Annotated in this window: 19 protein-coding genes; 8 read left to right on the top strand and 11 right to left on the bottom strand. The window is 49.9% G+C overall.

Annotated elements, in window-relative coordinates:
* The first annotated feature begins 8 nt into the window (after positions 1-8).
* Complete coding sequence (locus tag J9253_RS12620) at positions 9-662, top strand: histidinol-phosphatase (protein ID WP_210221307.1); 654 nt, start codon at positions 9-11, stop codon at positions 660-662.
* Here J9253_RS12620 and recC read toward each other — a convergent pair.
* From recC to J9253_RS12650, 6 genes are read right to left on the bottom strand one after another with little or no spacing between them, the layout of a single operon-like run.
* On the bottom strand, positions 646-3,777 hold the full coding sequence (recC, locus tag J9253_RS12625; RefSeq protein ID WP_210221308.1) for an exodeoxyribonuclease V subunit gamma: 3,132 nt from the start codon (positions 3,775-3,777) through the stop codon (positions 646-648). The two genes, J9253_RS12620 and recC, sit on opposite strands and share 17 nt — an antisense overlap.
* Positions 3,778-3,780: 3 nt before the next feature.
* A complete protein-coding gene (locus tag J9253_RS12630; protein ID WP_210221309.1) occupies positions 3,781-4,641 on the bottom strand; it encodes a glycosyltransferase in 861 nt (286 codons plus the stop codon).
* On the bottom strand, positions 4,638-5,399 hold the full coding sequence (locus J9253_RS12635) for a glycosyltransferase family 2 protein (protein WP_210221310.1): 762 nt from the start codon (positions 5,397-5,399) through the stop codon (positions 4,638-4,640). The genes J9253_RS12630 and J9253_RS12635 overlap by 4 nt, the downstream gene beginning before the upstream one ends.
* Positions 5,399-6,205 (bottom strand): glycosyltransferase family 2 protein, encoded by an 807-nt coding sequence (locus J9253_RS12640; protein ID WP_228291368.1) that lies wholly within the window; start codon positions 6,203-6,205, stop codon positions 5,399-5,401. The genes J9253_RS12635 and J9253_RS12640 overlap by 1 nt, the downstream gene beginning before the upstream one ends.
* On the bottom strand, positions 6,202-7,290 hold the full coding sequence (locus J9253_RS12645) for a glycosyltransferase family 9 protein (RefSeq protein ID WP_210221311.1): 1,089 nt from the start codon (positions 7,288-7,290) through the stop codon (positions 6,202-6,204). The genes J9253_RS12640 and J9253_RS12645 overlap by 4 nt, the downstream gene beginning before the upstream one ends.
* The gene (locus tag J9253_RS12650) at positions 7,283-8,527 is read right to left on the bottom strand and encodes an O-antigen ligase family protein (RefSeq protein ID WP_210221312.1); all 1,245 of its coding nucleotides are present in this window, start codon (positions 8,525-8,527) and stop codon (positions 7,283-7,285) included. The genes J9253_RS12645 and J9253_RS12650 overlap by 8 nt, the downstream gene beginning before the upstream one ends.
* 157 nt (positions 8,528-8,684) lie before the next feature.
* On the opposite strand from J9253_RS12650, the gene J9253_RS12655 reads away from it, so the two are divergent.
* Both J9253_RS12655 and J9253_RS12660 read left to right on the top strand, forming a co-directional pair.
* Positions 8,685-9,797 carry a glycosyltransferase family 4 protein gene (locus J9253_RS12655; RefSeq protein ID WP_210221313.1) on the top strand — a complete coding sequence of 371 codons (1,113 nt, stop codon included), beginning with the start codon at positions 8,685-8,687 and terminating at the stop codon, positions 9,795-9,797.
* A 51-nt stretch (positions 9,798-9,848) separates the two neighbouring features.
* Positions 9,849-10,967, top strand: coding sequence for a glycosyltransferase (locus J9253_RS12660; protein ID WP_210221314.1), 1,119 nt, complete (start codon positions 9,849-9,851; stop codon positions 10,965-10,967).
* On the opposite strand, the gene J9253_RS12665 is transcribed toward J9253_RS12660, so the two are convergent.
* The 4 genes from J9253_RS12665 to J9253_RS12680 are packed head-to-tail and all read right to left on the bottom strand — an operon-like array spanning position 10,916 to position 16,897.
* Entirely contained in the window at positions 10,916-13,792 is a 2,877-nt protein-coding gene (locus tag J9253_RS12665; RefSeq protein ID WP_210221315.1) for a glycosyltransferase family 2 protein, read from the bottom strand. The genes J9253_RS12660 and J9253_RS12665 overlap by 52 nt on opposite strands.
* Positions 13,785-15,137, bottom strand: coding sequence for an ABC transporter ATP-binding protein (locus J9253_RS12670; protein WP_210221316.1), 1,353 nt, complete (start codon positions 15,135-15,137; stop codon positions 13,785-13,787). Before J9253_RS12670 ends, J9253_RS12665 begins: the two co-directional genes overlap by 8 nt.
* Positions 15,127-15,957 carry an ABC transporter permease gene (locus J9253_RS12675; protein ID WP_210221317.1) on the bottom strand — a complete coding sequence of 277 codons (831 nt, stop codon included), beginning with the start codon at positions 15,955-15,957 and terminating at the stop codon, positions 15,127-15,129. The genes J9253_RS12670 and J9253_RS12675 overlap by 11 nt, the downstream gene beginning before the upstream one ends.
* A gap of 4 nt (positions 15,958-15,961) precedes the next feature.
* On the bottom strand, positions 15,962-16,897 hold the full coding sequence (locus J9253_RS12680; protein ID WP_210221318.1) for a glycosyltransferase family 2 protein: 936 nt from the start codon (positions 16,895-16,897) through the stop codon (positions 15,962-15,964).
* Positions 16,898-16,923: 26 nt separating this feature from the next.
* Between J9253_RS12680 and J9253_RS12685 the strand changes: the two genes are divergently transcribed.
* Both J9253_RS12685 and cpsG read left to right on the top strand, forming a co-directional pair.
* Complete coding sequence (locus tag J9253_RS12685; protein ID WP_210221319.1) at positions 16,924-18,282, top strand: exopolysaccharide biosynthesis polyprenyl glycosylphosphotransferase; 1,359 nt, start codon at positions 16,924-16,926, stop codon at positions 18,280-18,282.
* A 30-nt stretch (positions 18,283-18,312) separates the two neighbouring features.
* Positions 18,313-19,677 (top strand): phosphomannomutase CpsG, encoded by a 1,365-nt coding sequence (gene cpsG / locus J9253_RS12690; RefSeq protein WP_028489260.1) that lies wholly within the window; start codon positions 18,313-18,315, stop codon positions 19,675-19,677.
* Positions 19,678-19,722: 45 nt separating this feature from the next.
* Here cpsG and J9253_RS12695 read toward each other — a convergent pair whose 3' ends face one another.
* Complete coding sequence (locus J9253_RS12695; protein ID WP_210221320.1) at positions 19,723-20,298, bottom strand: Uma2 family endonuclease; 576 nt, start codon at positions 20,296-20,298, stop codon at positions 19,723-19,725.
* Positions 20,299-20,430: 132 nt separating this feature from the next.
* On the opposite strand from J9253_RS12695, the gene J9253_RS12700 reads away from it, so the two are divergent.
* Genes J9253_RS12700 through J9253_RS12710 form a run of 3 tightly spaced genes read left to right on the top strand, consistent with a single transcriptional unit; the run spans position 20,431 to position 22,471 of the window.
* Complete coding sequence (locus J9253_RS12700) at positions 20,431-21,735, top strand: PDDEXK-like family protein (protein WP_210221321.1); 1,305 nt, start codon at positions 20,431-20,433, stop codon at positions 21,733-21,735.
* Entirely contained in the window at positions 21,717-22,283 is a 567-nt protein-coding gene (locus tag J9253_RS12705; protein ID WP_210221322.1) for a zeta toxin family protein, read from the top strand. The genes J9253_RS12700 and J9253_RS12705 overlap by 19 nt, the downstream gene beginning before the upstream one ends.
* Positions 22,280-22,471, top strand: a complete 192-nt coding sequence (locus J9253_RS12710) for a hypothetical protein (protein ID WP_028489256.1) — start codon at positions 22,280-22,282, stop codon at positions 22,469-22,471. Before J9253_RS12705 ends, J9253_RS12710 begins: the two co-directional genes overlap by 4 nt.
* Positions 22,472-22,492 lie beyond the last annotated feature (21 nt).

Here is a 22,492-nt window from a genome sequence, read left to right on the forward strand (position 1 = left end):
AAAAAAACATGACTTTGGCACTTTTTGATCTGGATAACACCCTGCTCAGCAGCGACAGCGACTACGAATGGGGGCAATTTCTGGTCAGCAAGGGATTGGTGGAACGCGATCAGTACGCCACCGCCAACCAGTATTTTTACGACCAATACAAACAAGGCGTGCTGGATATTCACGAATTTTCGGCGTTTTCCTTTAAGCCCCTCAGCGAGCGCAGCATGGCGGAACTGACCGAACTGCACCGCGAATTCATGGCCAGTGTCATCCAGCCGTTGATCAGCGACACAGCCCGGCAACTGGTGGAAAAACACCGCAGCCAAGGCCACACGCTGATGGTGATTACCGCCACCAACAGTTTCATCACCCGCCCGATTGTCGAAGCGTTTGGCATTCCGCATTTGCTGGCAACTGAACCGAAAATCGTCGACGGGCGCTATACCCGTGAAATTGATGGCGTGCCGTGCTTTCAAGCGGGCAAAGTCACCCGCCTGCAACACTGGCTAGAAACCAGCGCGGAAACCCTCAGCGGCAGCTATTTCTACAGCGACTCGCGCAATGACTTGCCACTGCTGGAAATGGTGGAAAACCCGGTGGCAGTTGACCCCGATGACACACTCAAAGCAACGGCCTTAGCCAACGGCTGGCCGGTTATTTCTTTGCGCTAAACATCTGCCCGAATACACCTTGTGCAATTTCCACAAAAGCGTCTTCTTGTGTTTCCAGCGGGTTGATGCCACGGTAAAGCAGGCGGTATTCGGGCTTTTCACATTCGCCCGCGAAGTTACCGCTGCCATCCCAGGTACTCATCACCTTGGCGACATCCGGCTGTTTCTGCTCCATCAGGTTAAAGCCTGATTTGGGGAAAAACGCCAACGGTTCCTGCAAGCCTTGCCAATACCAGTCCAGCAGTTGGTGCAATTGCTCGCGTACATCTGCTACTGGCTCAAGCTGGAAACGGTCTTCCGGCGTATAGATCAGAGTGCGGTGTGGGCAAACACTTTCCGGCAAGGTATTCAGCGCCAGATGGTGCAGCCAGATGTCCAGCCAGTTCCAGTAGCTCAGTTTGCCGAACTCGTACACCTTGCGCCCGGCGGTTCTATCCAGATTTGCCAGCGTGTCACTGAGGTGAAACTCGCCCAAGGTCAGGCTAAAGGGTTCGCGCTCCAAGACAGGCAGCGGTTGAATGCTCTGGAAAAACACCTCCGTCACCCCCGCTTCCTTCCTGAAAACCAGTTCGCCGGGTTTGCCGTGCGGCAACAAGCCTTGCGCCCGCAACAAGGGTTCGGCGGTCGCCGCTGGCAGCGCGTGTTGCAGTTGCCGGAAAATGCACGCCCGCACATCACGCTCACTGTACTTTTCCAGCCCAAACGGTTCACGGATTGGCAACTCATCGGCGTATTCCGCCAGACGCAAACCGAAGCGCTCTTTCAGGAATACCCGCGCCGGATGCTGGTAAAAACGGATCAAATTGGCAAGGCTGACGTAGCGGGAGGCAGGATCGGGGGGAGGCAGAAACCCCTCCCAGCCTCCCCTTATCAGGGGAGGAGCAAAGCCGGGGAGCGTTGGGGAAGTGTTTGCGTCAGGCAGGCAATACGGGTTGTAGGTGAACAAATCATTATCACCGCGCAGGTATTTGCGGCTGAAGGCTTGCAGCGGGTGTTTGCTCAACAAGGTTTTACGGCTACCCGGCACGCAGCGCTCCAGATAATCCATCAGTTCGCTGACCAGCACCGACGGCGGTAATTCGCTGTTGTCGTGCGGGCTTTGCCCAATGTAGCTGAGGTACAACCAGTCACGCGCAGACAGGATGCTTTCCAAAAACAGGTAACGGTCTTCGTCACGCTTGAGGCGGTCGCCGCGCTTGACCCCCTGCCCCATGCGGTCGAAGCTGGCGCGGGCATCACGACGCGGGTAAATACCGTCATTCATGCCGATCAGCGCAACGAAACGGAACGGCACGGTACGCATCGGCATCAGGGCGCAACAGGTAATCCCGCGCCCCAGAAAACCGTCGGATTCGCTGCGCTTGTCGAGCAATTCCGCCAGCGCACTCTGGAACACCGCCCACACAATCGGCTGCTCGAAATTGGCTTGCCCCAGGGTTTTTTCCAGATTTTCCAGCGCCTGCCATACCGATTGCAGCGGCGCGTCTTCGCCTGCCACGGTTTCCAGCACATAGCGGAAACGTCGGTTCCATTCTGTGACCGAGTGTTGCTGCTGCCCCCAGCGTGCCAGCTCGAACACCGCATCCAGCACCTGTTGCAAGCGCCCCAGTATTTCGGCCTGACTGCCTTCGATCTCATTCCACGGCAGGATACCGCCGAACAGTTCCTCACCAGGCATCGCATAGCCCAGCAGCAAACGGTCAAGGCCGTAACGCCAAGTGTGTTCGGATGTCGCCGCGCCCCCCAATTCCGGGCGCATTCCGGCATCAGCACCCCAGCGAATATTCACCGCCCGCATCCACGCGCGGCACTGCATCACTTGCGCCTCATCCACCCCGATACGGGTACGCACTTCCTCGAACTCCAGCAAGGCCAACACGCTTTCCACATCACAGCGGCCTTGCGGGATCTCCAGCAAACGTTCGCACAGATTGGTAATGCTCTGGACGTAACCGGGGCTACGGTCAGCAATGCTGAACGGCAAGGGGTAAGGCGCACTCGAAAACACTGCATCCAGATACGGCGCGTAAGTGTCGATGTCGGGCGTCATCACCACCACGTCTGCTGGGGTCACATCGGGGTTAGCCGTAAACAAGGCCAGCAACTGATCGTAAAGCACTTCGGCTTCACGCATCGGCGAATGGCAGGCGTGGAAGGCGATGGAAGAATCTGCTGTTGTCTCCTCCCCCTCTTCCGGCATCCGCAGGTACAACATATCGGCTTGTACCCGCCCCAGCAAGGTAGTTTCATCCGGCTCATGGAACAGCGATAAATCGTCAATATCGGCGTTGGCTTCGATCAGCAAATCAAGGAAATCACGCCCTTGCCGCCCCCACGATGCCAGCAAGGGATTGCCCACATGGTAATAATCCTGCACATCCGCCTGCTGCTTACGCTTGCGTTTTTCGGACTCGATATCGCCCCAGTATTCTTCGCAAGGGTTCATCAGGTAGATGTGGATGTCGAGGTATTCGGCGACCTTCCCCAACAATTGCACATAACCGGGTGACAACACCGGCACGGAAAAAAAGCAGATACGTTGCGGCAATTTGGTTTTATCGACTGCTGCCAGTGCATGGGAAAAACGCTCCTGTAAACGCACCCAGTGCGGCAATTGCTGCTCACCTGCTACCCGCCACCACAAACGTGCTTGCCAATCATCACGGCCGCCTTTGCCCTGCTCCCATTCCCGAATCCAGTCCGGGCGGAAAAACAGGTATTGGTCAAACACTTTGGCGAGTTGCGCGGCGAGTTGCCACGCCGCCGTTGCACCACCCTCAAGGTAACGTGCCAACTCCGGCCATGCCTCTGGCTCTTGCAGGAAAATATCAAACAAACGCCAGCGCATCACTGCCGGAGCGCACGGGTCTTTTTCCGGCACAGACTCCAACACCATGCGCAGCAATTCCCAGGTCATTTCCGCCGGAAACAGGTAACGGATGTTGGCAGCAATGCCATTGAAGCTGGCAGTTTGCAACGACAACCAGCGCCCCATGCCGCTGTTTTGCACCACCACCTGTTCGGTTGCCAACGGCGCTAAAGGCTGTTTGCGCTGCAACTCGGCAAACTGGCTGGCAAGCTGTTCAAGCTGATTGGAATGGTGCAGGTAGAGCATGAGTTATTTCACCAGCGTGTAATGTTTTTTGCTGAGTTCCAGCCCGAACCAGCGTTCCAGTTTGAGCATCCACCCGTGTTTTTGCTGCTTGCGGCTCGGCTGGTACGCGGGGTTCACCTGAAACAGGCCGGATTCCTTGGGCAAGTAAGTCTGCATCACCACCGGATGAGTTCCGGTAAATTCGCGCAGGATGCGCCCATCCATATCGCGGTAATCAATCGCGGCGTTTTGTTTGTTCCAGTACTTTTCCACGCGGCTGGCTTTGAGGTTCATCTGCTCCTCGCTCCTGACCCAGCCGTAATGGTACATCGTCGCCCCGCTGTGCGCGGCTTTGGGGTAACGCCCGTGCTTGTTGGAATCCAACACCAGCCAGAACAGGCCATCGGGCGCATAGCTTCTGACCGATGCTTTGATAATGCGCGGAGCGCGACGATACCAGCCCGGCGACCACAAGTAGGTGTTGGCATTGCCGTAGAAATGCAAGTAATCGAAAATCAGCGCCTCCACACGGTCATCGTGCAGGTATTGCTGCATACTCGCCTGAATGATCGGCAAGTCGTTTTCATGCAGCACTTCATCGGCTTCCAAATAGAAAATCCATTCGCCAGTGCACGCGAACTGCGCCAGCATTTTTTGCTGACCGTACACATAGCCTTTCGCCCGCATATTTTCGTTCCACACGGTTTCAATCAGGCGCAACTTGGGTTCATTCAAGCTTTTGAGGATGCTGAGGGTATCATCGTCACTTTGCCCCACCGCAATCACGAATTCATCGACGATGGGCAACACGGAACGAATTGATTCCACAAACGGGTAGCCCAAAATCTGCCCATTGCGGATAAAGGTACAAGCACTAACTTTCATGGCTTGCCCCCCGTGTAACGCTGTTTTTCCAGCAGCTTGGCGTATTTGAAATACGACCCTAGCGCATTCAGCAAGGAAATATTGAAGCCATCAAACCCGCACAACATCCCGCCCTTGATGAAGTAATTTTTGAGGAAGGCAAACAGACCATGCAACGGCGGCGACCACACGCTAACACGCTTTTTCTTGCCAATATTATCCTCAGCGTATTGCGTGGAATACTTATTCAGCTTGTGGAGCATGTCGTGGTAGTCGCTGAACGAGTAATGGATGATGTGCGAATCCAGTTCGGTATGTGCCGCACTTTCGACTTTTTCGTGGCATTGCGCCTCGGAAAAGCGCACCTTTTCGCGGTTGAATAAACGCCGCACATGATCGGGATACCAGGTGGTGCAACGTATCCATTTGTCATGAAACAGGTTTTTACGGCGAAAAGCATACGTATCGTACTGGCTATTAACCAAATCCAAGCGTTGAATCTCGGCGATAGCATCCGCATCCAAGCGCTCATCCGCATCCAGACTCAATACCCATGCGTGCTTGCAAAACGCCAGACCATGATTTTTCTGCGGGCCATAACCCAGAAACGCCTGCGGAATCACTGTCGCGCCCATGGCTGTCGCCCTCGCGGCGGTGTCATCGCTGCTCAAAGAATCGACCACCACCACGTCATCGCACACTTGCAACAACGATTCAATGCAAGCACGGATGTGCTGCGTTTCGTTGTAGGTGATCACCAACCCACTTATTTTTGTCATTATTCCATACCCTTGATTGCCCGGATAAAGGTTTTATCCGCCAGACGTGATTGTAAACGTTGCAGGTTCGCCGATTCAAAGTCGCGTGGGCTTTCCTTGTGCCACAAGTGCAGGATAGGCACGGCAAAGCGCCCTTCTTTGCGCGATACGCCCTGATGGATAAGCCGAATGGCAAGATCAGCATCTTCATGCCCCCAGCCGTGGAACAGCTCATCGAAACCGTTAACCGCGACGAAATCCTGCCGCCATACCGCTAAATTACAGGTTTTTGCGCCTGCCCAAGCGGCAGGTTTCTTTTTGCGCCACGACGCTGTGGTTGAGCAGCGAATCAAAGGTAATAAGCGGTTTACCTTGCCCGCCAGCCGTTGTCCCAACCAAGCCAACGCGGAAAAATGCAGTGGATTACAGCGCCCTGCTTCCCAGTCCGCCGTCAGAACCTCACTCAATAACAGCCGATTACCCGCCACCAGCCAGCCCTTTTCTGCCAGACGTTCATGCTGGGCAACAAAATTCGCTAACACCACGCTATCACCATCCAAGAAAATCAGGTAATCGCCGGTGGCTTGCGCAACCGCTTGATTACGAATCCCGGCGGCACGGAAACCATCATCCGCTTGCCAAACGTGGCGCAAGGGGCAAGGCGAACGTGCTTGCAGCGCCGTCAGCAAGGCTTCGGTTGCTGGCGTTGAACCATCATCCGCCACCAAAATTTCATCGGGCAAACGCTGTTGCTGGAACAAGCTGTGCAACACAATTTCCAACGCGCGTGGGCGGTTATACGTGGTCACAATAACTGAAATTTTCACGATTGCTCCTGTTGCAACCAAGCCTTGACGGCGGCAATAATCATCCCCGGCTCAATCCGCTGCAAGCATTCGCTCACCCCCAACTGATCATCGCACCCTTTCTTCCCGCACGGTACGCACGGCATATCAGCCTGAAACACCGTGATATTGGCATAGGTCTGCTGGGGCTGGCTGCGGGTAGCATTACACTGCAAAGCGTTCGACCAGGGCGACCAAGCCTCCAATAAGGTGGGGCCAAAAATGGCAAACACCCGCTTGTTTTGCGCGGCTGCAATGTGCATGTTCAGGGTATCGCCGCCCACATAGGCTTGCGAATATTCGCTCAGGGCAATGTATTCGTCGAGGCTGGTTTCACCGATCCAATCGTAGACATTATCCAGCGTGGGCAAGGTGGCTTTGATCTGCAAATCCAAGGCCGTTGCTGCCCCTGTCACCACAATCGGCATCCCCAATGTGCTGAGTTGTTGCAGCAGCGTATGGCGCAAATGCGCGGGATAAACCTTGTAGCCATACTGTGCTGAAGGGTGAAAAATCATGAATCGCTCAAGGTTATTCGCCTGAAGCTTTGCCAATACCGCCGCCTTGCCGGATGCCGAGCAATGCACCGTGGGCGCAATCTTCGCGGTTAGAATGCCCAACAGTCGCAGAGGTTCCAGATTATTCAACAAGGTGTGACGCGCGGGGTCGAGTACGTAATACCCGCTCAACAAACGCTTTTTCCACCAGTTTTTACGCGGTTCAGCGTCAATGGTGCTGATGGCACGCCGTGCAGCCAACAGCGCATACAACACACTGCTGTCCGTGGCGGTTAGCGAAATCGCGAGGTCATAACGCCGAAACAGCGCCCGCATTAGCGCAACGGTTTTCTGTAAGCGTTGCCACTTGGGCAGCTTTTTCCACTGATACGAGTACACCTGAATCTGGCGAATCGGCTGCAAGGTTTTCGCAATACCCAGCGTATCGTCGTTTACCAGCAGATCAATCACTGCCCCCGGGTAATATTCCTGTAAACCTTGGATCAGTGGGGAAGCCAACAGCACATCACCATTGGAACGCCGGATAATAACGAGGATTTTCTTAATCACGCAGACGAGCCTGATCGACATACAAAATCGAACCCAACAGCAGGAACAGGAACGTTAGGTAATGATCCATGATATAGCCGTCAGAGAAAAAGATCACAAAATAGAATACAGGAAACGCCAGCATCACCGGGCGGAACGGGCTGGTAGACCGCTGATACAAGCACAACATCACGTAAAACAGGTAGCCCAACACCAGCAAACCCAATACCCCAAATTGCACCATTTCCTGCACATACACATTATGCGGGTGCGCGAGCACTTCGCCACGCGTCGCTTCGGGGAAGTTTTCTTGATTCACCCGCGCATACTCTTGTCGATAGTCACCCGTACCCACCCCCAGCAGCGGATTTTCCTCAATGAGTTGAAACGAATTCAACAGCATAATGACCCGTAACCCCATGCTGGAGTTGGGTGCTTGCTGGTAATTCTGCACTTCGTGGACAGCCAGATTCACCCGATCCTTCACCACGGGGCTGAACAGGTAAGCCGCCGGGGCAATCGTCACCACCAACAACAGCGCAACCAAAGCCGGTTTGAGCACCTTACCCCGGTAATACTGAAACACAAATAACGACAGCAGCACCAGAAACACCACTTGCCCCATACGTCCCTGCGTCAGGAACATATTGATGCCCATCATGACGAACAACACCAAACCCAGCGCCTTGAATTTCCACGACAACTCACCTGACAGGAACACTACGTACAAGATCATATACAAGGTAAATGCCAGCACCGGGTTGTAGACAATATGCCCCACAAACGGCGTTGGGTCTTGCACGGTTTCCAATCCAAAAATCGCGTAAGGGGGAATCAGTTCCAAATAAATCCCATACGAAATACCCACCAGCAAGCTCATGGATAACAGGAAACCCAACAGGTAATACGGAATATGTTCACGTTTCAGCACCGTCATCAATACCGGAACCATCAGAAACTTGAATTCTTTTTTCAAAACAAATGCAGCAAATTCCCAATCGCTTGTCCATAATAAGCCAAGAAAGTGCAAGCCCACAAAGGCTACTGCCGCCCACGCGAAAGGGTTATGCTTGACTTGCTGGAATTTTTCGTGGAATTTACCTTCCCATAACCATAGCAACAGGATAAGTGTCAGTAAAATATTGCCAACAGCAATACTGATCATAAAGCTAAAAGCGAGCAGAACCAGCAACCATGAATTCACAGTCGCGAGATCCGGCCATTTTCCCTCTGCACTCCCAAGGGTTGTCTGTTTCATGATATGTTGTTCCATCCCTCTATCTCCCAGCCGCACAGCAGATGTAATCGTTAAATGTATGTTAGAATTCCGGCTTTTGCGGAACATCATGTCTTCTACTGGTACATCGCAGCTACCCATTGTTACAGACCCGTTTCATCACTGCCAAGGTTTTTAAATGCAAGTAGCACTCGTGCATGAATGGTTCAATGAAGTGGCGGGGTCGGAAAAATGCGTGGGTGAGTTCAACACCCTTTATCCCGATGCTGACATTTACACCTTGGTGGATTGGCTGGATGATACCCGGCGTCAGTCTTTACTCGCTGGCAAGCAAACCAACACTTCGTTTATCCAGCGTTTACCGTTTGCCCGCAAGCATTTTCGCCAATACTTGCCACTGTTCCCGATTGCCATCGAACAATTCAACCTCGACAAGTATGATCTGGTGCTGTCCTCTTCACATCTGGTCGCCAAAGGAGTACTAACCCACCACGGGCAATTGCATGTGTGTTACTGCCATACGCCGGTGCGGTATGCCTGGGACATGTACCACGATTACCTGCGTGGCGGCAATTTGCAAAACGGGGGTGTTAAATCCTGGCTCAGCCGCCGCACTTTACACCACCTACGCCTGTGGGATGTGCTCAGCAGCAATCGGGTAGACCATTTTATCGCCAACTCACACTACATCCGCAAACGTATCCAGAAGATTTACCGGCGCGAGGCTCATGTTATTTATCCGCCAGTTGATACGGATCGATTCAGCTTGTCGACGGATAAAGATGATTACTATCTAGCCTTCTCACGCTTGGTTCCGTACAAGCGCATTGACCTGATCGTACAGGCATTTGCGCATACCTCGCGCCGACTGCTGGTGGTGGGCAATGGCCCGGAAATGGAAAGGCTGCGCAGCATGGCCACCCTGAATATTGAACTTCTCGGTTTTCAGGATGACCAACAGGTTGCCCACTTGATGCAACAAGCCAAGGCACTGGTATTCGCCGCACTGGAAGATTTCGGCATTATCCCGGTAGAAGCACAGGCTTGCGGTACACCCGTCATCTGTCTCAATCAAGGAGGCACGGCAGAAACGGTGATCCACGGCGTAACCGGCATCCATTTTCCTGAACAAACGGTTGAGGCGATCCGGCAGGCAGTGGATACTTTTGAAGCACAACAGGCAACCTTTGACCCGGAAAGAATCAGTGAATTTGCCCAGAAATTTTCAGTCACTCGCTTCCGGCAAGACATTAATCAACATATTGGCAAACTGCTTGAGCAGAAAATATAAAAATTGACTACTATCTATAAACCGATCAAAAAGTAAAGACAAATACCTACCATGAAGGTTATCCACGTAGCCGAATCATTCGCCGCTGGTGTATTGCATTTTGTTGCCCAACTGACCCATGTCATGCCTGAGCATGAGCATATTGTCATTCATGGCAAGCGCCCAGATACGCCTAAAAATTACGCAGACCTTTTCCCGTCTGGTGTAAAGCTATTGCATTGGCAAGGCGTAGCGCGGGATATTTCACCTTTCGGTGATCTGCTGGCGCTTTACCGCTTGATGTGTTTATTGAAACAATACGATGGTGACATTATTCACCTGCACTCTTCCAAGGCGGGTTTTTTGGGGCGTATTAGCGCAAAACTGCTGTGGCAATCCGAACGGGTTATTTATACACCACACGGGGTGGCTTTCCTGCGGCAGGATGTTCCCTCCATCAAGCAATCCCTGTTTATCTGGCTGGAAAAACTCGCCAGCCTGTGCAGTGGTCAGGTCGTCGCTTGTTCAGCGTCTGAAGCGCAAAGTTTCCGCGCACACGGCATTCCGGCTGATTACATCAACAACGGCATCACCTGCGCCCGGATACCGGAAAAGATACCCACACAGCAGGATAACGCCACCTGCACGGTAGCGCTGGTGGGCAGGGTTTCCAACCAGAAAAACCCGGCACGTTTTAACGCCATTGCCCAAGCGTTTGTCGACCAACCCCAAGTGCACTTTGTGTGGATCGGGGATGGCGAACTGCGCCACCAATTGACGTCACCCAACCTGCATTGCACCGGCTGGGTCAGCCCCACCGAGGTGGCAGAGCACTTGCAACAAGCCGACATTTACCTATCCACCTCCGCGTGGGAAGGCTTGCCGCTGTCCGCGTTACAGGCCATGTGCCACCGTTTGCCCTTGGTGCTGAGCGAATGCACCGGGCATCTGGACATGGTGCAGCCGGGGCGTAACGGCTATTTGTTCCAGCATAATGACACGGCTATCCTCGCGATTAAAACACTGGCGGGGGATGTGGCACTGCGTGAACGGCTAGGACGGGCGAGCCGGGAATTGCTGGAGCAGCAGTTTAACATCCAGCAAATGGCAGATAATTATCGGCAATGGTATCTGCACAATCAAAGAGCATCTGTCACTCTCGGTGGCCATGCCAAACTAAAATCCTCGTGATCCAAAGTCAGGTTGGGGCTGTAGGCAGGATCATGCAACAATTGATCTCCCCAACGCTGTTCCATATAAGCAACCTCTTTGGCAAAAGCAGCCTGCTTTGCGGGGCTATCTTCATGAAATCCACGGGTAGCCGACTCATGATGATAAAGTTCTGCAAAAGGCGTCCATACATTACGATACCCAGCAGCGCGGACACGTAAACAAAAATCTATATCATTAAACGCAACTTTTAAATCTATTTCGTTTAAACCACCGACCTCTTCATAAATACTCTTTCTAACCACTAAACAAGCAGCAGTTACAGCAGAAAAAGATTGCGTAATGCAAGCCCGTCCAAAATAGCCATATTCATTACGTGGCAGATATTTGTGGGAATGTCCAGCCACCCCGCCAATTCCCAAGACACAGCCACCATGTTGCAGCGTGTTATCTGGATACCATAACCTAGCGCCCACAGCACCTACGCCATTCTGTAAAGCCAAACCGATCATTTCACCTAACCAATCCGGTGAAATAACCTCAATATCATTATTGACCAGTGCCACAAGCTCACCTTCGGCCAACTTCACTGCTGCATTATTCAAGGCAGAGTAGTTAAACTCACGGTCATCACGAATCACTCGTACATTCGGCTTATTATTCAATGACTCAAAATATTTCAAGGTCGCAACATCATCTGAACCATTATCAATAATCAGTATTTCATAATTTGGATAAGTGGTTTTCGTGAGAATACTATCAACACAAGTGCGTATCAGCTTCAGACCATTTCGGGTTGGAATAATGAGACTGACTTTGGGAACATGCTCAGGTAATGCATAAACAGCACGGTACATGGCAAAATTCAGTAACTGCGCAGTCGCTTTAATTCCTTGTCGTTGAAAGTGTGCATTTAGAGCTTTCTCCCCAGCCAATTCCGCATAAGGTTTGGCATTACGATCTTGTGCGGTACTAGAACTATGTATCCGCCAGTGATACAGGATTCTAGGAATATGACAAATAGAAGTAGGCTTAATCTGTTCGATATAGCGCAAGGCCAAATCATAATCCTGCGCACCTTCCATTCCCAGCGAAAAGCCGTGAAGCTGACGTACCAGACTAGTTTGATAGACCCCCAGATGAGTAATCATATTATGTGAATAAAACAAATCAACGTTCCAGTCACATTTAAAATAAGGCGCATGACGTTGACCCTGCTCATCAATCTTATCCTCATCTGAATAGATCAAATGTGCTTCAGGGTTATGATTAATCGCATCTGCAACCCAAAACAAGGCATGTTCAGCCAAAATATCATCATGATCCAACAGAGCTAACCACTCACCTGTTACTAACTCCAGTGCACTATTGGACGCGGCAGAAATATGACCATTCTGTTCACGGAAAACCACCTTGATACGTGCGTCTTCTTTGGTATAACGTTCAAGGATGGGGCGAATGGCTGGATCAGTGGAAGCATCATCCGCAATACATAATTCCCAATGAGGATATAACTGCTTACGTACTGACTCAATGGCCTCTTCCAGCCATTCTGGCTTCGGGTTATAAACCGGCATCACAACAGCAATCAGTGGCTGTTCCGATAAAGCCGCGATACGAGTGCGGATAGTAATACGCCCTTCATCCGTCAGGGTATCGTAACGACGTACCCATTCCACGTAGTCATTTCTATCATGTCCATCAGAGCCTATGACAGGGATATGGCGCAAAGCCTTGATAACCTTATTTACCCCCCGCACAACACCAGGTAAACCATCTCGCTTATACAATTGTATTGCTTTTTTCAAACCACCACTACGTTTAATGGTCAGGGTTGCACGCTTTACAGCAGGAATCACCAGTTTCATTCTATCTGCCAACCAACGCAGTGGAGCGGTTACTTTCCACGAGGTTGAATTAGCAAAGACATCAATTTGCAGATCTTTATAAGCCAAATCCGTAGTAAGCTTAGCAAGCGCTTCGGTCTTTTTAGCCAGTTCTTCTTCTAAGCTCTCAATAGCTTCACTCGGAGGAAGGCTTCTTACCGACCAAGCATTACGCTTCTCTGATATGTCATTAACTTGGTAAGCCTTGCCGTTTAAATCATGATGTCCCTGAACAACCTGTTCAACAGAACCTGCAATGACCCTGTGCCCCAGTCCATTTTCAAGGCTGGGTGCTTTACGCAATACACACATGGAGTTTATGAACTCAACGGAATGTACTTGAGCCAGCAACTCAACATCCATTGCCTCACAGCCATATTTAGCAAACATGCCTCGTAAAATATCAGCACGAGACTTTTCGATACCCCAATGCTCATGGTTAATAATATCAGCAAAGTGCTTGAAGAACGTCATCGATGCGTAAGGATCAAATAGACCGCCCTCAAATTCCTCCCAATAGCTACAATGCAAGTCTTCAGCGATAAAGAGCCCGCCATCCACCAGCTTCGGGAAATACAAGGCAAATGACTTCACAATATCACTTGAACGATGAGAGCCATCATCAATAATAATATCAAACTCAGCCGAGTGCTTGAATATTTGCTGACTTATATCCGATGCATTAGCATCCCCGACAACAACATTAATACGTGTATCATTATAACGTAGATTCACGCAACCCGGGTTAATATCACAGCCAACTAGGGATTTTGCATGTTTAAAGTATTTGCTCCAAATTTCGAGCGAACCACCATTTTGAATGCCGATCTCAAGCAATCTTACTGGCTTTTTGCGATAATCCCGAAACAAACGATCATATTCACTAAGGTATAAAGACCATTTGTCTGATGATTTACCAGAGTGTTTATTATATAGTTGTTGAAGCATGTTATTACTCATTAATCACCTCTAATGCTACGCGCTCAAATGGAATGCCGACTAGTCCATAGCGGATTTTGCTGGATGAAATATTAATAATCAGGGCATCATGCATCCAATGATGCTGGACATTATCATGGGCATCCCCATCAGCAATCGATACCATGACAGCATATAAGCCATTAGGCAGCATCGGCAATTTGAAGTCAAAAACACCCTCAAACACCATACCAGCACCAACAGCGGTAGGTGTGTATTCAGTAAAGGGTAGCGTATTTTCACCAAACAAATCTTGTCCTAAACGGTCACGCACTAAAAAGCCAATAATTGGGTTTTTGAGCGCAACATGCGTTTTAGTACGAATACTCATGCGTACACGCTCTCCTCCTTCAAAAACACAGGCAGTTTTACCGGCTGATAAGTGCGCAAGCACAACAGAGACAATCTCAGCCTGAGCAGTTTTCCAACCCTTGGCAGCCTGAATATTATCAGTGACAGAAGCAACCGCCCCATAATCAATCACAGGTTCAACGCTTGAATCTGGCGTAGACTGATTATCTAGGGCAGCAGGTGCTATCGATGTCAGGGTTGCCTCCTCACCATAAATTTCTTGAAGCGTGTATTGCAAATACGCTTCCGAAATCGCTTTTGCTGTTCCCAGTCGCTCAACCTTGCCATTTTTCATCCAGATAGCCGACTTGCAAATGTTCTGCACGGAAGCAATATCATGGCTGACAAAAATTAACGTGCCTTTTCCCTGAAAACCTCGAATAAAGCGCATACACTTTTGGGTAAATACCGCATCACCAACCGATAATGCCTCATCAACCACCAAAATATCGGCATCTACATGCGCAATAACAGCGAAAGCAAGACGAACATACATTCCACTGGAATAGGTTTTAACAGGTTGTTCAATAAAATTACCAATATCGGCAAAATCCACAATCTCATCAAAGCGAGCATCAATTTCAGCTTTACTCAAGCCCAGAATTGAGGCGTTCATATAAACATTTTCTCGCCCAGTAAATTCTGGGTTGAATCCAGACCCTAACTCCAACAAGGCTGCGACACGACCAGTGGTTTGAATACTGCCACTGCTAGGTGTCAACGTCCCGCAGATCATTTGTAATAATGTTGACTTGCCTGAACCATTACGGCCGATGATACCGACTGCCTCACCTTTTTTGACTTGAAAGGAGACAGCATTCACTGCCAGAAATTCACGACCATATTCTTTGGGAGGCTTTCCCAATAGACGCCGTAGCGGTGGAAAAACAAACTGCTTTAAACGATCGTGAGGGTTATCATAGATTTGATAACACTTTTCCAAACCTTCAACCTTAATGGCTATTTCAGATGACATCAGCGAATCCCTTTCTGGTTTTCTGAAACCATGAAAAACCTAACCATGCAACAAAACAAGCAATGATGGTATACACAAACAACCCCCCCCAAGCAGGCATATGCCCCCATACAACCACTTGTCGTACTTGCTCGATAATGAAGGTGAGTGGATTCAGCAATAATATTGCCTGATATTTCTCAGGTAGCGCGGACAGCGGGTAAAAAACTGGACTCATGAATAATAAAACCGTTGTAACCAAACCCGTTAATTGGCTGACATCACGCAGAAAAACCCCTGTTGATGCCAAAAACCAGCTAATCCCCATAACAGCGATGATAAAGGGAAACAGCACTACTGGCAGAAATACAATAGTCCACGGTATGTAGTGCATTAACATAAGCTCGGCAGCCAATAGAACCAGCACGCTGATAGCAGCATGAAACAACGCCGCAATCACACCAACCCACGGCAATATTTCAAGAGGGAATACGACCTTTTTTACATAGTTAGCATTCGCAAGCACCAAGGTTGGCGCACGATTGACGCATTCTGCAAATACCCCATGTACAATCATCCCGGCAAACAAAATCACGGCAAAGCTAGCCTGCCCACCATCTGTTTCAACCCCCCAGCGAGCCTTAAAGACAACGCTGAACACAAACGTGTATACAATCAGCATAAAAACAGGATTAAAAAACGACCAAGCAATGCCCATGACAGAGCCACGGTAACGCCCGATCACTTCACGCTTGGCCAGAGTCCAGATGAGCCGCCGGTTTTTCCAAAAGGAATGCAACATTTCTGACGGATCAGAAGGATGGGGATGATGTGGGTTCATGTCGTTAAATCTTCTTGAGAATGGCAGCGGCAATAAGGCTCAGATTACCTGACAGACGTTGGCGATAAACACCGGATTGCTTCAACCCCACTAAACGTGGTATCAACCAGCGATCCCGTGCTGTCGCGAACCTGTTCAACGTCTCCCAGCTTTCCGGCGTGAGTCTAGCACGTAAGCCGCGCAATGCACCTATGTGACGCCGATTGCCGTCCCGGAAATGCCCGCGCCACAACTTGCGAAACTGAAACCAAAGACCCGACCAACTCAAATCGACTCCCACCACATTCGCGTCGTGCTGACGGTAACGTAATGAAGGGTACGGATCATAAAAAACCTTGCCACCACAACCGCTAACCAGCATATAAAGCCACCAGTCATGCGCGACTACATCAACTGTTGCTCCAGCTTCCAGCAACAATAAGCGGGCTGCATGGTTGAACACCATGGTATTTCCGCTTCCTACATTCTGCGTCAAAGCATTCGCAAAAACGGGGGACTTAGCAAACAGCGGTGAAAAACCAATACTATTATTATCCGCATCCACCAAACGTGTCCGCGAACAGTACAAGGCTGGCACATCAGCAGGTACACCCTGTAACCAGTCCAGCGCCCGCTGGAGCTTATCGGCTTCCCAAATGTCATCCTGATCGCAAAAAGCGTAATGATCCGCTTGAATATCGGCGCGACAGGCCAAAGATAGAAAGTTAGCCACAAACCCTTGCCCTGGTCCATGAACAATAGATAAGCGCCCATCCGGCCATTTTGACCTATACTCAGCCAAAATTGAGAGGGTATTATCTTGCGAGCCATCATCCGAGACCCACATTATCCAGTTTGGGTAAGTCTGAGTGACAATAGAATCAAGCTGGTCACTCAGATAATGTTGACCATTATAAGTACAAAGCAAGATAGCAACCTCTGGGGTGGCACTTCGATTCAAGATGATTACTTTTCAATAACTAAACGATGAAATATACCCTGTTCAAGCTGACCCTGTATACCCTGCTGCTGCTGCTCAATCTACTGCTGGCACGTGGCGTGGCGGAAGTCGTGTTGCCTGACGTTTACGCCCACCCCGCCAACAAATACTTGTGGCAAATAGGTGTCTACATGCTCCTTTTCTTTTACCTGCGCCTGTTTACCCGGCGCATGGTGACGACATCGGAAACCTGGCTGGTGATCAAGGGCAGCGTCATTGCCCTGATCATTAGCTTTGCACTGATGGCCATGTTCAAACAGGCTGACCAGTATTCGCGCCTGATCATCATGACGTTCTTTGGCCTGAACCTGCTGTTACCGATCTGGATCTACTACCTGAAACGGCGTTGCCTCAAGCACCCCTTGCTGCGTGAGCGGATACTACTCATTTGTGATGAAGAAGCCTGCGCTAATTCACACCAATGGCTGGCAGCCGACAACCCATTCGGCTTTGATGTCGCGCAAACCGTCAACATCAATCACCATTCCCCCGAAGATTTACAGACCACCGTTACGCGCATTCTTGAAAAAGAACATTTCTTCGCCACTGTCATCATGCTGGAAAGCACGGGTATGGAACACATGTTCTACCTGATGGACAAAATCCAGCATAAAGTAAAACGCATCCTACTGGTTCCCCGTATGACCTCATTACCCTTGTTTAATGCTGAAGTTTTCAACTCCATCAACCAAAAAGGCTTGATCTTTTTTGTCCGCAACAACCTGTTGAGTGGCAGTGACCGGGCTTTCAAGCACATCTCTGATTTTATTCTGGCGCTCACCCTGACGCTGGCGCTGTCGCCATTCCTGCTCGGCCTGTATATTTGGGTATGGGTGGCAACCGACGGCAAACCCATTTTCCGGCAACAGCGTGTCGGGCAAGATGGTCAAGCGTTCAAGATTTACAAATTCCGCACCATGCGAGCCGATGCCGCCGAACAACTGGAAAGAATCCTCGCGGCTGACCCGGCTGCCCGTGAAGAATGGGAACGTGACCGCAAATTAAAAAATGACCCACGCATTACTCGCATCGGCGGCTTTTTACGGCGCACCTCACTGGATGAATTACCGCAACTCATCAACGTATTGCGTGGGCAAATGTCACTGGTCGGCCCAAGACCGATCATTACAGAAGAAATTCCAGCATACAGCGAATACATCGACTATTACCAACAAGTCAGACCGGGCATCACCGGCTTATGGCAAGTCAGTGGGCGCAATGAACTGAGCTATGCCGAACGTGTCCAGTTGGATGTCTGGTACGTGCGCAACTGGTCGCTGGAGCTGGATTTGATTATCCTTACCAAAACCTTTGTAGCTGTCTTGTTACGCAAGGGCAGCTATTAACCCAAAAGCAGCAATAAAGAGACGTTTAACATGCAAAAATTGACCTGTTTCAAGGCTTACGATATTCGTGGCAAGCTGGGCGAAGAGCTTAACGATGACGTGGCCTACCGTATTGGACGGGCGTATGGGGAATTCGTAGGCAGCGGCAAGCGCGTCGTGGTCGGCGGTGACGTGCGCCTCACCTCGGAAACCTTGAAGTTGGCACTGGCCAATGGCTTGCAAGATGCCGGGGTGGATGTCATCGACATCGGTATGACCGGCACCGAAGAAATCTATTTCGCCACCTTCCACCTCGGCGTGGATGGCGGTATTGAAGTCACCGCCAGCCATAACCCGATGGATTACAACGGCATGAAGCTGGTGCGCGAAGGCTCACGCCCCATCAGCGGCGATACTGGCTTGAAAGACATCCAGCGCATGGCCGAGGAAAACAACTTCCCCGCCGTTACCCAGCGCGGCAGCTTGACGCAGCAATCCTGCCTCGCGGATTACGTGCAACACTTGCTCGGTTACATCGACCTGAAAGCCATCAAGCCACTGACCTTGGTGGTAAATGCGGGTAACGGTGCTGCTGGTCACGTCGTGGATGCGCTCGAAGCCGAATTCACCCGCCTGCACGTTCCCATCCGCTTCATCAAGGTACACAACGAACCGGATGGCACTTTCCCGCACGGCATCCCTAACCCCTTGCTGCCGGAAAACCGCGCCGATACCCGCGATGCGGTGCTTGCCCATAACGCCGATATGGGGATTGCGTGGGATGGTGATTTCGACCGCTGCTTCCTGTTTGACGAAACCGGCGAATTCATCGAAGGCTATTACATCGTCGGCTTGCTGGCGGAGGCTTTCCTGCAATTGCACCCCGGTTCCAACATCATCCACGACCCGCGCTTGACGTGGAACACGGTGGACGTGGTGGAAAGCGCGGGTGGCAAGCCGATCCAATCCAAAACCGGGCACGCTTTCATCAAGGAACGGATGCGGCTGGAAGATGCGATTTACGGCGGTGAAATGAGTGCGCACCATTACTTCCGCGACTTCGCCTACTGCGACAGCGGCATGATCCCGTGGTTGTTGGTGGCGCAATTGATGAGCGTGAAAGGCCAAAGCCTGTCCTCGCTGGTGAATGAGCGCATTGCGAAATTCCCGTGCAGCGGCGAAATCAATTTCCACGTTAACGATGTGAAAGCTTGCATCGCCGCCGTGCGCGAACATTTCACCGCGCTGCAACCGCTGGTGATCGACACCACCGACGGTTTGAGCATGGAATTTGCGGAGTGGCGCTTTAACCTGCGCGGCTCCAACACTGAGCCTGTGTTACGCTTAAACGTCGAATCGCGCCAAGATATGGCGTTGGTGCAAGAACAAGTCACCAACATTAGCCGATTCTTCTAATCCCGTAGGGGCGGTTCGCGAACCGCCCCTACACCACCGCCCACCCTAAATCTGTTCCACAAATGCCCAATCAATGCTGAGATCAGGCAAGACTTGCAGGGCAAGCGGCTCATCCATGCCATACACCGACGGGCGGCTGTACTTGCCCGCCTCATCCAAAGTGTACACCATGACCCAGCGTTCAGTGGGATGCACAATCCAATATTCACGCACGCCGTGTTGTTCATACAAACGGGTTTTGGTGTGCATATCCTTGAGCGTGGTGGCGGGTGACAACACTTCCACAATCCAATCCGGCGCACCCCGACAGCCTTTATCATCCAACTTGGAGCGGTCACAAATCACGGTTAAATCGGGTTGAACCACGGTATCTACCTTGTCATCCGCCTCGCCCTGACGTGGCAACCGCACATCAAACGGCGCGACATAGCCACGGCAGGATTTACCTTGCAGGTAATTACGAACCTGCCCGCCCAACTCAAACACGATTTCCTGATGGATACGGGACGGTGCAGCCATCGCATAAGCGATACCGTCGATTAGCTCCCAGCTCTCATCTTCCGACCAGTGGGCATAATCGGCATAGGTATAACGTTGTTGCAATTTTTCGGCAGTAGACATTGCTGTTCTCCACAAAGCAGGCATACCACAAACATAGCACAGCCGCTGGTTTTGGGGCAGGCACTTTCAAACATGACACACCGGATAAACTGTGCAAAAATCAACACACCTAACTTAATGAGAATCTGTTTGATGAGGGCTAAACTCGACTCTTTCTTCCACGACATCGGCTATCGGCTCAAGATTGCCCAAGACACCAAAAAACTCTTGGATAAACGCCTTGCCAGCAGCTTTAGCTTGTTCCCCTACATCGCCCCCAATGAGAACCGAATTTCCGAAATCATCCGTGATTTACTTGATCCTAACGGCAATCATGGGCAAGGTGATATATTTCTACAAAAATTCATTGAAATCATCGAAAAACCTGAATTTTATGAATCAGGTGATCATGCGTTTATACGCACCGAAGAACACACGACAAGTATTGAAAATAACAAGCGAAGAATTGATATACTCATTGAAATCAAAAGGAATAACCAGCACCATGCAGGCATTGCCATAGAAAACAAACCTTGGGCAATAGACCAGAATAAGCAGATTGATGATTATAGTGATCATATCAGACAACACTATCCTAATTATTACATAATCTACTTAACACCTGATGGCAGAGAGCCACCAGAACACAGTGCAGCAAAAACAAAAATCAATGATAAAGAAACACTACTTCCAATTAGTTATAAATATCACATTACCTCTTGGTTACAGGCTTGTCAAAAAGAATCTCAAGCCGAGTATGTTCGCCAGTTTTTATCAGACTTTTCAAACTATTGCCAACACAACTTAGACTATCACTTTATGATTGACGATAAAACCGAAATCCAAACAATTTCTAATTACCTACTTGAAAAATCAAACAATAAAAATAGGTTGCAAATAGCTGCAATGATAGCTAATAACTTTAAGAAAATTGAGAATCAAATTATTACATCATTTGTTGAAAAACTTTTATGCGCAATGAAAGAAAAATTTCAACATTACAAGATTGAAGAAAAATCAAAAAACCCATATCCAGCACATGATTACTCCTTATCTTTAACAAAAGAAAACTGGCCAATATATATCGAAATAAATAATCAAAACAAAGAACCAACAAAGACTCGTCCATTCTTTCTTATTGGAGTTTCACCCAAAACAGAAATTTCCAAAAAAGGAACGGTTATTGATAAAAATAAAAAAACCATGCTTGATAATCTTATTTATCCTAAAATCATACAACAGTACAAACAAGGAAGGAACGACAACTGGTGGTTTCACTGTTCAAAATGTGACAAATTTGAATGCTGGACTCAACCAGAAACACTAGCTGTATTACACGAAAACCCTCAAGAAGCTATTGATTACTTTGTTGAAGAATTCAGCAAGATATTGGCGATCGTTAAACCGCTCATTGATAAGCCCTCAGAGGTTTTGATCCCATGCCAACCTGCTGGATAATCGCTGGCCCTAATGGTGCAGGTAAAACCACGTTCGCGCTGGAATACCTGCCCCAAGCAGCGTGCCAACACTTCATCAACGCCGACCTGATTGCTGCCGGACTGTCACCGCTTGCACCAGAACGCGAATTGGTAGCAGCCAGCCGCATTTTCCTGCAAGAACTCAAAACACACATCCGCAAGCAAGAAGATTTCGCTTTTGAAACTACCTTAGCAGGTCGCAGTTACCTACAACTCATCAATCGCCTACAACAAGCAGGCTGGCAAGTTGAGCTGATTTACTTAGCCCTGCCCAGCATGGAAATGTCGAAACTGCGGGTTGCTGAACGGGTAGCACACGGCGGACATAACATCCCGCCGAAAGACATTGAGCGACGTTTTGCCCGCAGCCTACGCAACTTGCTGAATGATTTCAGCTATCGAGCCAACCGTACTCGCTGCTTCATGAACAGCCATCTCTCCGAACCCGTGTTTGAACAACAAGGCAATCAGCGTGTCATATTGCACGAGATTTACTATCAAAAACTCCTGAAGGAAGCCGGATTATGAACACTCCATCCCCAGACACTCAGAAAATGCTGGATGTGATGCGTAAAGCCGTCGAGAAAGCCCTAGACCGCAAAAAACGCCTCGGTCAATACGCCGTCATTTGGCAAGATGGCAAACCAATGCTAGTCGGAGAAGATGCGCCAAAACTGCAAGACAACCATACCATGACCCGCTCACATCCCGCATAATTGGTGTTTTCCACACTCTGG

This window comes from Thiothrix litoralis, from assembly GCF_017901135.1.
GTDB classification, from domain to species: Bacteria; Pseudomonadota; Gammaproteobacteria; order Thiotrichales; family Thiotrichaceae; genus Thiothrix; species Thiothrix litoralis.

What these genes read in the sequence shown, in the direction of transcription:
- J9253_RS12620 (WP_210221307.1), top strand. Translation starts at nt 9, where the DNA reads ATGACTTTGGCACTTTTTGATCTGGATAACACCCTGCTCAGCAGCGAC.
- recC (WP_210221308.1), bottom strand. Translation starts at nt 3,777, where the DNA reads ATGCTCTACCTGCACCATTCCAATCAGCTTGAACAGCTTGCCAGCCAG.
- J9253_RS12630 (WP_210221309.1), bottom strand. Translation starts at nt 4,641, where the DNA reads ATGAAAGTTAGTGCTTGTACCTTTATCCGCAATGGGCAGATTTTGGGC.
- J9253_RS12635 (WP_210221310.1), bottom strand. Translation starts at nt 5,399, where the DNA reads ATGACAAAAATAAGTGGGTTGGTGATCACCTACAACGAAACGCAGCAC.
- J9253_RS12650 (WP_210221312.1), bottom strand. Translation starts at nt 8,527, where the DNA reads ATGAAACAGACAACCCTTGGGAGTGCAGAGGGAAAATGGCCGGATCTC.
- J9253_RS12655 (WP_210221313.1), top strand. Translation starts at nt 8,685, where the DNA reads ATGCAAGTAGCACTCGTGCATGAATGGTTCAATGAAGTGGCGGGGTCG.
- J9253_RS12660 (WP_210221314.1), top strand. Translation starts at nt 9,849, where the DNA reads ATGAAGGTTATCCACGTAGCCGAATCATTCGCCGCTGGTGTATTGCAT.
- J9253_RS12665 (WP_210221315.1), bottom strand. Translation starts at nt 13,792, where the DNA reads ATGAGTAATAACATGCTTCAACAACTATATAATAAACACTCTGGTAAA.
- J9253_RS12670 (WP_210221316.1), bottom strand. Translation starts at nt 15,137, where the DNA reads ATGTCATCTGAAATAGCCATTAAGGTTGAAGGTTTGGAAAAGTGTTAT.
- J9253_RS12675 (WP_210221317.1), bottom strand. Translation starts at nt 15,957, where the DNA reads ATGAACCCACATCATCCCCATCCTTCTGATCCGTCAGAAATGTTGCAT.
- J9253_RS12685 (WP_210221319.1), top strand. Translation starts at nt 16,924, where the DNA reads ATGAAATATACCCTGTTCAAGCTGACCCTGTATACCCTGCTGCTGCTG.
- cpsG (WP_028489260.1), top strand. Translation starts at nt 18,313, where the DNA reads ATGCAAAAATTGACCTGTTTCAAGGCTTACGATATTCGTGGCAAGCTG.
- J9253_RS12695 (WP_210221320.1), bottom strand. Translation starts at nt 20,298, where the DNA reads ATGTCTACTGCCGAAAAATTGCAACAACGTTATACCTATGCCGATTAT.
- J9253_RS12700 (WP_210221321.1), top strand. Translation starts at nt 20,431, where the DNA reads ATGAGGGCTAAACTCGACTCTTTCTTCCACGACATCGGCTATCGGCTC.
- J9253_RS12705 (WP_210221322.1), top strand. Translation starts at nt 21,717, where the DNA reads ATGCCAACCTGCTGGATAATCGCTGGCCCTAATGGTGCAGGTAAAACC.
- J9253_RS12710 (WP_028489256.1), top strand. Translation starts at nt 22,280, where the DNA reads ATGAACACTCCATCCCCAGACACTCAGAAAATGCTGGATGTGATGCGT.